16 protein-coding genes are annotated in these 12,963 nt (G+C 67.0%); 4 read left to right on the forward strand and 12 right to left on the reverse strand.

Annotation, left to right across the window (positions count from 1 at the left end):
- Positions 1-91: 91 nt before the first annotated feature.
- On the reverse strand, positions 92-856 hold the full coding sequence (locus ACMX2H_RS01505; protein ID WP_414958641.1) for an IclR family transcriptional regulator: 765 nt from the start codon (positions 854-856) through the stop codon (positions 92-94).
- 151 nt (positions 857-1,007) lie between these two features.
- Complete coding sequence (locus tag ACMX2H_RS01510) at positions 1,008-1,325, reverse strand: helix-turn-helix domain-containing protein (RefSeq protein WP_414958642.1); 318 nt, start codon at positions 1,323-1,325, stop codon at positions 1,008-1,010.
- A 135-nt stretch (positions 1,326-1,460) separates the two neighbouring features.
- Between ACMX2H_RS01510 and ACMX2H_RS01515 the strand changes: the two genes are divergently transcribed.
- Both ACMX2H_RS01515 and ACMX2H_RS01520 read left to right on the forward strand, forming a co-directional pair.
- Positions 1,461-1,973, forward strand: coding sequence for a hypothetical protein (locus ACMX2H_RS01515; protein WP_414958643.1), 513 nt, complete (start codon positions 1,461-1,463; stop codon positions 1,971-1,973).
- A 72-nt stretch (positions 1,974-2,045) separates the two neighbouring features.
- Positions 2,046-2,615 carry an MOSC domain-containing protein gene (locus ACMX2H_RS01520; protein ID WP_414958644.1) on the forward strand — a complete coding sequence of 190 codons (570 nt, stop codon included), beginning with the start codon at positions 2,046-2,048 and terminating at the stop codon, positions 2,613-2,615.
- A gap of 156 nt (positions 2,616-2,771) precedes the next feature.
- On the opposite strand, the gene ACMX2H_RS01525 is transcribed toward ACMX2H_RS01520, so the two are convergent.
- From ACMX2H_RS01525 to mgtE, 5 genes are all read right to left on the reverse strand, one after another.
- The gene (locus ACMX2H_RS01525) at positions 2,772-3,794 is read right to left on the reverse strand and encodes a 1-aminocyclopropane-1-carboxylate deaminase (RefSeq protein WP_414958645.1); all 1,023 of its coding nucleotides are present in this window, start codon (positions 3,792-3,794) and stop codon (positions 2,772-2,774) included.
- 6 nt (positions 3,795-3,800) lie between these two features.
- Complete coding sequence (locus tag ACMX2H_RS01530) at positions 3,801-4,235, reverse strand: VOC family protein (protein WP_414958646.1); 435 nt, start codon at positions 4,233-4,235, stop codon at positions 3,801-3,803.
- Positions 4,236-4,514: 279 nt separating this feature from the next.
- Positions 4,515-5,972, reverse strand: coding sequence for a D-serine/D-alanine/glycine transporter (gene cycA / locus ACMX2H_RS01535; RefSeq protein ID WP_414958647.1), 1,458 nt, complete (start codon positions 5,970-5,972; stop codon positions 4,515-4,517).
- 403 nt (positions 5,973-6,375) lie between these two features.
- The gene (locus ACMX2H_RS01540; RefSeq protein WP_414958648.1) at positions 6,376-6,999 is read right to left on the reverse strand and encodes a CG0192-related protein; all 624 of its coding nucleotides are present in this window, start codon (positions 6,997-6,999) and stop codon (positions 6,376-6,378) included.
- 34 nt (positions 7,000-7,033) lie between these two features.
- A complete protein-coding gene (mgtE, locus tag ACMX2H_RS01545; RefSeq protein ID WP_414958649.1) occupies positions 7,034-8,443 on the reverse strand; it encodes a magnesium transporter in 1,410 nt (469 codons plus the stop codon).
- A gap of 273 nt (positions 8,444-8,716) precedes the next feature.
- Between mgtE and ACMX2H_RS01550 the strand changes: the two genes are divergently transcribed.
- Positions 8,717-9,085 (forward strand): serine/threonine protein phosphatase, encoded by a 369-nt coding sequence (locus ACMX2H_RS01550; protein WP_414958650.1) that lies wholly within the window; start codon positions 8,717-8,719, stop codon positions 9,083-9,085.
- A 272-nt stretch (positions 9,086-9,357) separates the two neighbouring features.
- On the forward strand, positions 9,358-9,846 hold the full coding sequence (locus ACMX2H_RS01555; RefSeq protein WP_414958651.1) for a hypothetical protein: 489 nt from the start codon (positions 9,358-9,360) through the stop codon (positions 9,844-9,846).
- A 20-nt stretch (positions 9,847-9,866) separates the two neighbouring features.
- On the opposite strand, the gene ACMX2H_RS01560 is transcribed toward ACMX2H_RS01555, so the two are convergent.
- The 5 genes from ACMX2H_RS01560 to ACMX2H_RS01580 all read right to left on the reverse strand — a co-directional run bounded on the left by ACMX2H_RS01560 (position 9,867) and on the right by ACMX2H_RS01580 (position 12,962).
- Positions 9,867-10,850 (reverse strand): acyl-CoA thioesterase, encoded by a 984-nt coding sequence (locus ACMX2H_RS01560; protein ID WP_414958652.1) that lies wholly within the window; start codon positions 10,848-10,850, stop codon positions 9,867-9,869.
- A gap of 133 nt (positions 10,851-10,983) precedes the next feature.
- A complete protein-coding gene (locus tag ACMX2H_RS01565) occupies positions 10,984-11,391 on the reverse strand; it encodes a VOC family protein (protein ID WP_414958653.1) in 408 nt (135 codons plus the stop codon).
- Between the two features lie 39 nt (positions 11,392-11,430).
- A complete protein-coding gene (locus ACMX2H_RS01570; protein WP_414958654.1) occupies positions 11,431-11,928 on the reverse strand; it encodes an SRPBCC family protein in 498 nt (165 codons plus the stop codon).
- 14 nt (positions 11,929-11,942) lie between these two features.
- Positions 11,943-12,272 (reverse strand): ArsR/SmtB family transcription factor, encoded by a 330-nt coding sequence (locus tag ACMX2H_RS01575; protein WP_136786152.1) that lies wholly within the window; start codon positions 12,270-12,272, stop codon positions 11,943-11,945.
- A 108-nt stretch (positions 12,273-12,380) separates the two neighbouring features.
- Positions 12,381-12,962: a cysteine hydrolase family protein gene (locus ACMX2H_RS01580; protein ID WP_414958655.1), complete on the reverse strand. Its 582-nt coding sequence runs from the start codon at positions 12,960-12,962 to the stop codon at positions 12,381-12,383.
- Position 12,963: the final 1 nt, after the last annotated feature.

The following is a 12,963-nucleotide window of genomic DNA, read 5'->3' on the forward strand; positions in this document are numbered from 1 at the left end:
TCGGTGGGGAACCGTTGGAGACACTATCTCAGCGCATAGTGAGTGCCCCTAGGGCGTTCCCACTGAATGAGAGTTGGGTCACATTGACCGGCTAGAAGTCGGTGCTCCTGGACCGCTGCCAGGACCGGGTGATGCCCAGCGCCGCGGTCTGCACGGCGTGCGCCGCCGACTTTTCGCGCAGCCGCCCCAACGGGGTGTTGACCGAGATCGCGGCGACGACGGCGCCGGTCCAGTCACGGATCGGTGCCGCCACCGAGATCGCGTCCAAAACCACCTGCCTGTCGCTGACGGCGAAGCCCTGGGTGCGGATCTCGGCAAGTTTTTTACGCAGCCGGACGGGATCCGTTTCGGTCAGCGGCGTGTAGGTCCGCAGCGAGCCGGCGAGGAAGTCGTTCTGCACGGCAGCGGGTGCATGGGCCAGCAGAATCAGGCCCACCGACGTGACGTGCAGCGGGTAGCGGCTTCCCACCCGCGGCCGCTCGAACGGTGAATCGGTCGGAGCGAGCCGCTCGATGAACACGCTTTCCAGACCTTCGCGGACAGCCAGGTGGACCGGGTAGTGCGTGATTTCGGACAGGTCGTGCATAAACGGCAGCGCCAGCCGCTGCACACCGACCGACCTCGGCGCGTGCGAAGCCACTTCCCAGAGGACAAGTCCTACGTGGTAGCGGCCCTCGGCCCCCTTTTCCAGAAGCCCCTGCTCTACCAGCGCGGCAAGGATCCGGTGACACGTGGACATCGGCAAGCCGGCCATGCGGCTGATCTCGCTGGCGCTGAGATCCTCATTGCCCTCCCCGAATGACCTGAGGATCCCCACCACCCGGGAGAGAACGCTGCGCCCATCATCGCTCCGCAATTGACCTCCAGCTCCACACCACTGTCACGACGATCAACTCTAAGCGAGCGGGCGCGCAGACATATCCGGCCAATTCCTCGCTAACGATGGAAGGCGGCGCCGTCGCTAAGAGCGCAAGTCTTTTCGATGAGGAAAGTCGAGGAGGACCGGCTTAGATGTCGTCCTCGTAGGCGGTTCCGCCTTCGCCTTCCCAGGTTTCGAGGCGCTGGATCTTGGTGGCGTTGAATTTGCGGCGGACGCCGTAGCCGCCGTGGTCGTCGTCCTCAATGAAGACGACGCCGAACTGTCCCAGGGCCCTGCGCAACTGTGCATTCTGGTCCGGCGTCAACGGTGCGTTGCCCTTCTCAAAGTCCCGCACCTGCTGCTTGTCCAGGCCGGCGTTCCTGGCAATGACCTTGGCGGACACCTGCGTGAGGGCACGTGCCGCACGCGCCAAGTCCGAGGTGATCATCAGTGGGTTCTTGCTCATGGCCCGATCATCTCAGCTTTCGGGCAGGAGTCTAATCCGCAGCTTTGGCGCCATCGAGTAGCAAATCGTCGGTGTGGGGCCGCTTGCAGGACGGCGGTCGGCACGATTGACCGGGTGGTGTCCTAGATTGGAGCCATGGTCGCATTGCAGGCTCCTGATCCGGTAGAGGTTGTGGTCCGGAACGACGCCCCGGACGGGTGGGAAGTGCTCGCCTCGTTGGGCCCGCTGGCGATCCTGTTGGCTGCCGTTATCGCTGCTTTCATTGGCTGGCGCAGCATACAGACCCAGGCCGAAGCCAGCCGCCGGGCCCAGTGGTGGGAGCGGGCCGAATGGGCACTGGATGCTTCGATGTCCTCCAGCCTGGACCGACGGGTGATCGGCTTGGGGGTGCTGACACTCTTGGCCGAAAGCACCCTGGCCGGCGAAGAAGAGGCGCGCATCCTGCAGGTCGCCTCGAACGACAGTCTGGCCCAAAAGGTCACCACGCCTGAGGACGTGGAGGCCAAACCGCCCTCGGCCAGGGTCTCCGGCCTCCCGGAGGACGAACGCGTCATGGTTGAGGCCGCCAGGCTTCGGGTAGTGACGGACCGGAAGATCGGGCAGCAGACGCCCGAGTGGGTTGTGGAGTTGACCCGGACCCGGGGCTGAGCCGGCCCCGCCGGTTATCGACCGGGTCATTGTGGGGCCTTCCGAACGGTCGATGTACGGCAAGCTGGAAGCATGACGACGTACCGGTACCCGGTTGAGATCCTGCACCTGTTGGTGTCGCCGGCTCATGCCTACTTTGGCCGGGCGAAGGACGGCGCTGCCGAGGTACCTACGGAAGACCGTGACCGGGCCGAGGTGGTGGCGGGCAAGGGCATTGTGGGCGACCGGTTCTTTGGCAAGGCGGCCCACATGGATGCGGCGGTCACGTTCATGGCGGTGGAATCGCTCGAGGCCATCGCCGCCGAATTAGGCGCGGAGCCGTTTGATCCGCTGCTGACTCGGCGCAACGTGGTGCTGCGGGGAGCCCAGTTGGCGCCGCTGATTGGCGAGGAATTCGCGGTGGAATCCCGGGGTGAAGAGGTGCGGTTCCGCGGCGGTCGGCACGCCCACCCGTGCGCCTGGATGGACTGGATGTTGGCGCCGGGCGCCCATGCCGCGATGCGCGGACGCGGCGGCCTGCGTTGCCAGCCGTTGTCCAGCGGAGTGCTGCACCGCGGACCGGCGGTACTGATCAGCCCGGTGGAACTCCGGCCTGACGAGGCGGGGGCAGCGGTCCGGCCCAGACCGGGGCGGCTGCCGTAACCGGCGGACAAGAGCTGCCCGCCGGCGCTGCTAGCCACCTACGAATGCGGAGCCGCTAGCACCCGGGCCGCCAGCACTCACCGGGATCCCGGGACGGCAGGCTCTACGGCGGTCCCGGACCGGCGGCGCCCAGGTGAGCGCCGCCGTCGTTGTTTTCTAGCTTCGAAACAGAGCGCTGTAGGCGTTGAGCGCCGGCTGTCCGCCGAGGTGGGCGTAGAGCACGTTGCTGTCCGCGGGGATCTGCTTGCTGCTGACCAGGTCGATCATGCCGGCCATGGACTTGCCCTCGTAGACCGGGTCGGTGATCATCGCTTCGAGCGAGGCGCTGAGCCGCATGGCTGCGAGGGTGGAGTCGACAGGGATGCCGTAGAGGTCGCCGGCCCAGCCTTCCAGCACGGTAATCTCGTCGTCACGCAGGTCCCGCTCCAGGCCGATCAGCTTGGCCGTGTTGCGCGCGATCCGGCCCACCTGTTCTCGGGTCTTGGCCAGGGTGGCGGAGGCATCGATGCCGATCACGCGGCGCGGGTGGCCGCCGGCGTCCTCCAGCGCGGCGAAACCGGCGATCATGCCCGCGTGGGTGGAGCCGGTGACGGTGCAGACCACGATGGTGTCGAAGAAGACGCCGAGTTCTTTTTCCTGCTGCTGTACTTCGTAAGCCCAGTTGGCGAAGCCCAGTCCGCCGAACTTGTGCTCCGAGGCGCCGGCCGGGATTGGATAGGGCTTGCCGCCCGCGGCCTCCACCTCGGCGAGGGCCTTCTGCCAGGAGTCGCGGATGCCGATGTCGAAACCGGCCGGGTCCAGCCGCACATCCGCGCCCATCAGCCGGGACAGCAGGATGTTGCCCACCCGGTCATTGAGCGGATCCGGCCAATCCACCCAGCTCTCCTGCACCAGCACGGCCTTCAAGCCGAGCTTCGCCGCCACCGCCGCGACCTGCCGGGTGTGGTTGGACTGGAAGCCGCCGATGGAGACGATGGTGTCCGCGCCCTGCGCGAGGATGTCCGGGACGATGTACTCCAGCTTGCGGGTCTTGTTGCCGCCGAAGGCCAGACCCGAGTTGACGTCCTCCCGCTTGGCCCAGAGCTGTGCGCCGCCGAGGTGCTGGCTGAGCCGCGGCAGGTGATGGATGGGGCTGGGCCCGAACGTGAGTGGATAGCGTTCGAAGTCAGCGATGGCCATGTGGTCCTACTGCTCGCCGTCCTGCGGTGCGGTGATGTTGACCATCCAGCTGACACCGAAGCGGTCGGTGAGCTGGCCGAAGTAGTCGCCCCACGGGGCCTGTTCCAGCGGCAGGTTGACCGTGGCGCCGTTGCTCAGCCCGTCCCAGTAGCTGCGCAGTTTGTCATCGTCGGCCGGGTCGTCGCCGTTGGAGCTCAGCGAGATGCTGCCGTTGCCGGAGGTGGTCATTTCGGCCGGCGCGTCCGATGCCATCAGCTGGAATCCGCGGTCTACGTAGAGCGACGAGTGCATGATGTTGGAGCTGGTCTGTGGGTTCTGGTCCCCCATGCCCTCCGCATAGGTCATCTTGCTCAGTTCGCCGCCGAACACGGAATGGTAAAAATCGACGGCTTCGGCGGCGTTGCCGCTGAACTGCAGGTAGGGGTTCATTCCCAGTGCCATGGTGTGCCTTTCGGACAGAAGGTCTGCGGTGCTTGCCGCCAACATTCTTGCCGGTCTTTACGCTGCTGGGAAGGGTTGCGGCCGCGGGCGGTCCGGGACGTGCCGCTGTGGCCGCTCCCGGGGTGTCCGTGGGCTGCATGGCCGGAGGCGCTGGACCGACTGGTGAACGCCACAGCCGCCTTGCCCAGTGGCGGGCAAGGCGGCTGCGGGACGGTCGGCGCGCACCGGCGTCGTTGTTTTATTGGGGACGACGCCGGCGGTGCCGAAGGAGGCCGGGCGCTACGGTGCGGAGATGGTTTCCCGTTCCCGGCCGTCGCGGTTGGCCTTCTCCTCGGCAACCTTGGCGTCGTGGGCGGCGCGGATCCGGGCGTGCTCCGGGTTGCGGCGCAGCACCAGGTAGCCGATGCCGAGCCCGATGAACCAGAGCGGGGTGAACAGCAGCGCGGTCAGCGTGTCCGTCTGCGTGGTCAGCGCCCAGAGGATGAAGGCGAAGAAGGCCATGACCACGTAGGGCATGAAGGCTCCGCCGGGCATCTTGAACTTGCTGTCCGCGTGCAGCTGAGGCCGACGACGGCGGTAGACCACGTAGCTGAGCAGAATGATGGTCCAAACGAACATGAAGCACAGCGCCGAGATGGTGGTGACCAGGGTGAACGCCTCGGACACGCTGCCCTCGGCGTAAAGCAGCACCACGCCGGCCAGCAGGAACATGCAGGAGAACAGCAGGGCGTTGCGCGGCACGCCGCGGCCGGACAGCTTGCCGAACCGCTTCGGGGCGTCGCCCTCCTGAGAGAGGCCATAAATCATGCGCGAAGTGGAATATATCCCGGAGTTCGCCGACGAGGTCGCCGAAGTCAGCACCACGAAGTTCACCACACCGGCCGCACCCACTAGCCCGGCCAGCGCGAACATGCCCACGAACGGCGAGGCGTCGGCGCTGAACGCCGTCCATGGCTCCACGGCCATCAGCACGATCAGCGCGCCCACGTAGAAGATCAGGATGCGGATGGGGATGGAGTTCACCGCGCGGGGCAGGTTCTTCTCCGGGTCCTTGGTCTCGGCGGCGGTGGTGCCCACCAGTTCGATGCCCACGAAAGCGAAGACGGCAATCTGGAAGCCGGCCACGAAGCCCATGAAGCCGGTGGGGAACATGCCACCGTGCTCCCACAGGTTGGCGAAGGAGGCGCGTGAGCCCTCGTGCTCGAAGCCGGTGATGATCATGACCAGGCCCACCACGATCAGCGCCACGATGGCCACGATCTTGATCAGCGCGAACCAGAATTCGGTCTCGCCGAAGGCCCGCACGGTGGGCAGGTTCAGCGCCAGCAGCAGCAGGATGCAAGCCAGTGCGGGGACCCACAGCGGCAGGTCAGGCCACCAGAAGGCCACATAGTGCGCGATGGCCACCACGTCCGCGATGCCGGTGACCACCCAGCAGAACCAGTAGGTCCAGCCGGTGAAGAATGCCGCCCAGGGGCCGAGGATGTCGCCGGCGAAGTCGCTGAAGTTTTTGTAGTCGGTGTTGCTCAGCAGCAGCTCGCCCATGGCCCGCATGACGAAGAACAGCATGAAGCCGATGATCATGTAGACGAAGATGACCGACGGGCCGGCCACCGAGATGGTCTTGCCCGAGCCCATGAAGAGGCCGGTGCCAATGGCCCCGCCGATGGCAATCAGCTGGATATGGCGACTGGACAGAGCCCGCCGCAGATGAGGTTCGGTACTGGTGGTGCTCATGTGTTCCTTAGGGGTGGGACTGCGCATCCGCGGGAGTTTCCGTTTCGAACCAGCCGGAACAGGCAACTTCGGCGTCCGGCCATAGCGATGTCAGGCCTATTCCGCGAGCCTCAAAAAGGGGCGGGCGGTGACCTACGCCACGAAAACTTATCTTCCGCTCCTCCCGCGGGTCAAATCGAGAAGCCTGCTTGGGGTGGCTGGCGGGTGCGCCGTCAACGCGGCGTCGGCGGACGACGGCGGAGGATTGGCCCTGTATCGCTCCTCGCCGAGGGCCTAAGGGGCTGGTCAGTGGTGCTCACCACAGGCGTGGGCACCGCCGACTTCCTGCTCAGGACGACGGCGGTGCCCAGGAAGCCGTAGTTGGACAAACTGCCGGCGAATATCCGGCGCGGCAGCCTTCGCTTTAGCGTGCGGACGCGAGGATCAGCGGGTGCTGGCCGGGCAAGGTGCAGGTGAGCTTGGTGCCGGGCTGCTCGCTGGGGTCCGGTGCGCGGTAGACGGTGAGGGTCAGCGGGCTGGCGTCGATGGTGGTGACGATGCCGGAGGTGGTGGGCACCGCCGTCGTGATTTCGGGGACGCTGCCGCCGGTGCCGCCGCTGCCGCGCACCGGGATGGCTCCGGTCAGTGGTTCGAGCTTCCCGTCCACGTCCAGGAACTGTTCGGCGCCGGCACCGCCCTGCACCATCACCGTGGCGAGCGCGGTGGCGTAGACAGGGTCGGCGCAGGCGTCGTAGATCCAGCGGTCGCCCAGCACCGAGTGTTCCATGGTTCCGGCCAGGAATTCCTCGGCCCCGGGCAGCGGTGCGCCGCGGTACGTCAGCGGGACGTGCACCACCCGTCCGGCGGCGGAGAGCAGGTGCGTTTCCATCCCGACCTCGCCGGCGGGATCATCGAAGCGGAAGGCGCCGAGGTGCTCCAGCTCGGCGGCGTCGGTCCCGAGTTCTTGGAACCACGGCTGCTCCGGGAGCCAGGTTTTGAGGAGATCCTGCTTGGAGGGCTCCAGCACTGCGTCGTAAATGATGGCCATGCCCGTAGCCTACGGGCTTCCCGCCGACGCTGCCTCAGATTCCCAGGACCGTGCGGGCAATCATGAAATACACCAGCAGGCCCGCGGCGTCGATGAAGGTGGAGATGAACGGATTGGAGAAGACCGCGGGGTCCACCTTGAGAAAGCGGGCCAGCATGGGCATAAGGCCGCCGACCGCTGCCGCCATGGTGCAGATGGCCAGCAGCGACGCTCCCATGACCAGCCCGATAGCAGGCCCGTAGAAGGCGGCGGCCACGACGAAGCCCAGCCCTCCGATCAGCAGGCCCAGCGTCGCGCCGACGCGCACCTCCTTGCCAAGCACCTTCAGCAGGTCGCGGGGCGTGACCTCTTTGAGCGCCAGCGCCCGGGTCACGGTGGTGGCCGCCTGGTTACCCGTGTTCCCGCCGGTGCCGATGAGCAGCGGCACGAAGAGCGACAGCACCACCATCTGCGCGATCGTGGCCTCGAAGACTTCCAGCACGCTCACCGTCAGCGTTGCGCCCACCGCCAGGACAAGCAGCCACACCAGGCGGGATTTGACGATCCGGAAAATCGGCGTGGCCAGATAGGGCCGGCGCAGCGGCTCGCTGCCGCTGATACGCGACTGATCTTCGGTTTCGGCTTCTTCCAGGATGCGAAGCGCGTCGTCTACCGTGAGGATCCCGACCACCCGCCGCTCGCTGTCTACGATCGGGAGGGCCAGCAGTTTGCGACCCGTGCACAGGCGCGCCGCGTCTTCCTCCGGTGTGGTGGCCGATTGGCAGTAGGCATCGCCCATGATGGCGTCCACCCGGGTGTCAGGTTCCGCGGAGAGGAGCCGGCGCAGGCTGACCAATCCCACCAGCCGCTTGCCAGCGTCGGTGACCGGCAGAATGTACACGGTTTCCGCGTCCTCCAGCCGGCTGTGCAGCCGTTCCAGTGTCTGCCGGACGGTCAGCTCCGGCGTGGTGGTGATGAATTCCGGGCTCATTCTTCGCCCGATCGAACCGCGCGGATACCCCAGCACCACGGAAGTCAGAGCCCGCTGCTCCTCCGTGAGACCGCGCATCAGCTGCCGCGCCACGGTGGCCGGCACTTCGTCGATCAGGGTGACCCGGTCATCCGGTGCCAGACCGTCGAAAAACGCGGCCACCTGCTCATCCTGCAGGCCGTCCAACAGTTCGGCTTGCAGCGCGGGACCGAGCTGCTCGAATACCCGCGCTGCTTGGTCCTTGGGCAGCAGCCGGAAAGCCACCGCGCGACGTCGGCGGTTGAGCCGCCGCAGCCGACTGACCTGCTCTTCGTCCCCGGCCGCTGCGCCGACCGGAAAGTCGAGCACGTCGAGGATCCGGGACCCTGACAGCTCGCCAAGGGACGTTTCCGTTGGAGCCGGCTCCGGGAGTGTGCTTGGTTGCGCTTCCGCGGGCAGCGCCTCCCGCGGGCTCCCGTTGTCTTTGCCGGCCATGGTCGTTCTCCCTGCTACTCCGCTCCGCCACACTACCTTGGAACCGCGACGCCCGCCCGGAGGGCTCCGGGGCGGACTATGGGCCGGCTGCAGGGTGTGGTTTCGGGGCGGACTGCGAACCGGCCGCGCGGTGGGCTGCGGGGGCTTTCGGGGCCCGCTACGGGCCGACCGCGGGGCATGCAGTCCGCGTCGACGGCACGGTCGGGTCAACGGCATGACTGGCTCCGGCCAGTCCTAGGTCGGTCAGGGCCGGGTCTGGTTAGGATGGGCGCCATGGCCACTCCGCTTCCGTCCGAGAACACGTTCGACCATGTCCGGGCCTTGGACGGCGAACACGTGGGCTACATCCACATGACGGACGACGGCGGGTTCGTGCCGTTCGATCTGCTGCACCGCCAGCGCGGGGAAGTGTCCGAGTTGGACGAGGCGGAGGCGTTGCTGGACGAGCTGGGGCTGCGGCTGTTGGCCGAGGACTGGTGGCTGGATCTGGACGGCGAGCGCGTGAAGGTGCTCATCAGGGAGGTACGGCGCGCCACCGTGTCGGTCTCCCCCGCGCTGACCGGTCCGATCGCCAAATCCATCGACCTGACCAAGACGATAGAGCTCCTGCTGCCCACCGACCGGCTGCACCAGGCCGGCTGAGGCTTCTTCGGGAGCAGCGGGACCGCTCGGCTGGTCATTAGATCCACTCGACAGCGAACTGCAGCGGCGACAGGTCGGCCCGGCGCCGGGAATCCAGAGATGCGCCGCATGTGCGCCTTCTCATGATCCCCGCCCAGGGATACTGTGCGGAGAAGGATGCTGGCGTCACCTCCGGAAAACCGGGATGGCGATTGCGAGCGGCGTCGGAATGCAGTCAGGGCGCCGGAGCGCAGTCAGGCGCCTGACTGCAGTCAGCAGAGTGGAGGGCCGAGGTGCAGACATCACGCGGGGTTGCCTCGTCATTCACGACGGCGTTCACGGCAGCTCGATTGGTGGCTGCGGCGCTCGGCTGCACCGCCGTCGTCGTAGTCAGCGGTTGCAGCGCGCCGCCTGGTTCGGAAGGGTCTCCGGCCGCTTCGGAAGGGTCCACCGCCGTTTGGGAGCTGCTCGACGCGGCGGAGGTGACACCTGACTCAACGGCGCTGCGGCTGGGCGTGACCCGGTTGGAATGTGCCAGCGGGGAAACTGGGACCGTGCTTGAGCCAGACGTTCAATTCGAGCGAGGCCGGATTGTCATCCGGACAGACGTCGAGCCGTTGACCGGCGATGCCTACAACTGCCAGGGCAATGACGCCGTGCCTGCGGACGTGGAGCTCTCCGAACCCGTGGGTAACCGTGACCTGGTGGACGCAGCCTGCCTGGGCGGCGAAGCCGTGGAAACGGTGTTCTGCGAGGACGGCCCGGTGCGCTGGAGTCCCTAGCCGGCTGAGGGCAGGCGGCCTCAGCTGCTGCTCTGGCTGCGCTGCCGGAAATGGTATTTCCGCTCGACGGCGAACTGCAGCGGCGGCAGCTCGGCCCGGCGGCGCATCAGGTCGAGGGCGTGCGCATCCAGCCGCCGGTCCTCGTCGGTGCGCAGCATCAACTGGGGAACCTCGGCCGCATGGCCGGCCTCGTTACGGGTGACGAAGATGGTCATGCACTGCGTGGTGGGCCGCCACTCACCGCCGCGCGGATCGCGGGCGCGCACGTGCACAGCGGTGTGCATGCTGCGCGGGCCGGTGTGGATCAGCCGCGCCTCCGCCTCCACCAGGTCGCCAATGTGCACCGGGTTCAGGAAGTGGATGCCGCCGGAGTAGACGGCCACCGCGTCGCGGCCGCACCAGGACATGGCGCAGGCCCGAGCCACTTCGTCGATCCAGCGCATCACGATGCCGCCGTGGGCGTTCCCGCCCCAGTTCACGTCCGACGGCGCGGCCAGGAACCGGAAGTGCTCCTTCGGCGTGGTGCCCGCATCCGTGTAGGCCTGCGCGCGCATGGCGTCCCTGATCTCCGCCCGCGCGGCGATCCGTCCGGCGGCACCCTCGGCCAGCCGCGCCGACTCATCGTCCGACGGCTGCCACTGCGGAATCGGCTTCGGCCGCCGGTCCTCGCCCAGCGCCACAAATACCAGGATGCAGTCCATGGCCGGCCGGAATTCACGTTCGCGGACGTTCGCCGCGTCGACCGTGACCACCACCTGCATGCTGGAGCGTCCGGTGTGCACAATCCGCGCGTCGATTTCGATCAGGTCGCCGTTGCGGATCGGGCGGGTGAAGTGCACGTTGCCCACGTACGCGGTGACGCAGTAGCTCCCGCTGTACCCGGTGGCGCAGGCGTAGCCGGCCTTGTCGATCCACTCCAGCACCCGGCCGGCCTGCACCGTGGTCCCGTCCTCCGAGACATCGGTCGGCGAGGCGAGGAAGCGCAACGTGATCCGGTCGTCCATGTCTGAATGGTAGTCCCCCGCGCGCCGGTGCCCACCTCAAACGGGGACGACGACGGCGGTGGGCACCGCCGTCGTCATTCCCCCTCAGTGTTGCGGGCCCAGGTTGTGTGTCCAAAGCGGCCCGCGGTGCGGCCTACCCCGCGGTGACCTGCCAGAGGTGGTCGTCCGGGTCGGCGAAGACCGCAGAGTAGCCCCACGGCTGCTGGGCGGGCTCCATGACGATTGTGCCGCCGGCTTGCCTGGCCGTGCCGACCACGGCGTCCACGTCCTGCGGCGAGCCGACCGGCAGGCCCAGCAGGCATTCGGTTTGTTCGCCCGTGGCGGTGGGCCGGTTGTTGGTGACCCAGCCGAAGCCACCGGGCGGGACGAACATGAGCCGCAGGCCCGCGTTCACCTCGAACTGGAGCGGCTCGGGCAAGCCGTCGTCGCCGGTTTCGCCGGTGGCCTTGAGGCCCAGGGCCGTGTAGAAGTCGTGGGACTTGCGGCGGTCCTCGGTGGGCAAGGCGACGATCACGGGCTGGCTGTCGGAGAATGTGGGCACGGGCGAAGTTCCTTCCGGTGGGGTGTTCCGTTACTTGGCTCAGACCGTTGCGCGTTCCGCGAGGATGGCGTCGATCTGGCCCATGGCTCCCTGCATGCCTTCGACCATGCCCATCTCCAGCATCTTCTGCAACTGATCGGCGGATTCGAATCGGGACTCGGTGGTCATTCGGGTGCGTCCGTCGATGGATTCCAGCGTCACCGTGGCGTACGTGGTGCCCATGTCCGTCACGGGTTCGCCGTCGTCGTCGGCAAATCCGTCCTCGAAGGAGAGCTTGTTCGGCGCTTCGATGGCGGTGAACTTCCACCAGCCGCCTGCCTTCTCGCCGTCCGGCCCGGTCATGTAGTAGCTGGCCTTGCCGCCCGGCGTGAACTCGTGCTTGTCGAAGGTGGCGGGCCAGGTGGGCGGGCCCCACCAGCGCTCCAGTTGGCGCGGATCTTCCCAGATCTGCCACACGCGCTCCACGGGGGCGTCGAACTCGGCGACGATGGTGAACTTCAACGCGTCCTCGTCCTTGATAACATCAATTACCGGCATGATGGTGCCCTTCTCTATTCGTCGAGAATGTCCTGGATCCGTTCAACCCGGTGCTGCCAGAGCATCTCGTATTGATCGAGCAGCCGACGCGCTCTCCGCACTCCCTCAAGATGAGGCCGCACCATCTGCTCCCTACCGCGCTTCTCCTTAACCACCAGGGAAGCCCGTTCCAACACCGCGACGTGTTTCTGCACCGCGGCGAAACTCATGGCGTAGCCCGCTGCCAGCCCGGATACCGAGAACTCTCCGGTGAGCACCTTGGCCACGATGTCGCGGCGGGTGGCATCGGCGAGCGCCTGGAACAGGCGGTCCAACTCGGTGTCGCTAACTTGATCTACAACCATTTGGTTGTAGGTTATTCCCGCACGGCGAGGACGGTCAAGGGTTTTTGCAGAAAACGCCCGACGGCGGCACGCGGGTGCCGCCGTCGGGCGTGAGGAACGTCTTGGCCGTCAGACCGCCGCGGCTTGAGTCCGGGATACCAGTTCAGCACTGTCGGTCACGGTGACCATCGGCGAGAGCAGTTCCAGCAAGGCCAGGGTTGATTCATGCGCCTGGTCGCTCTGGCCGGCACAGGCGTCCGCGACCACCGTGACGTAGCGTCCGGCATCCACTGCCCCCAGTGCGGTGGCCAGGATGCAGCAGTCGGTGGCGACGCCGGTGAGGATGATCTCGTCGCCCGCCGGGATCCGGCCAGCCAGTTCGGCGCCCCACTTGGTGAACGTCGGCAGGTCCAGCGTCCTTCCGGTCTCAACCCCGGGCAGCTCCACATCCCACACGGGATCCGACGGGTCCAGCCGCATGCTCTGCCAGCGGTCATAGTAGGCGGACCAGGAACCGGACTCGGTCGGATCCGGCACGAACCGCGTGATGATCGGATCGAAGCCGCCGCGCACCAGCCTGGCGATGACCCCGACCGCCTCGTCGTAGCGCGGAACGTGCCAGTCGCCCTGCTGGCGGAATGCCCGCTGCATGTCGATCACCACCAGATGCTGCTGCCCCACAGCGCGGTCGGTATGGTTCCGGTCCGGCATG

The organism is Arthrobacter sulfonylureivorans, assembly GCF_047607445.1.
Lineage (GTDB): Bacteria > Actinomycetota > Actinomycetes > Actinomycetales > Micrococcaceae > Crystallibacter > Crystallibacter sulfonylureivorans_A.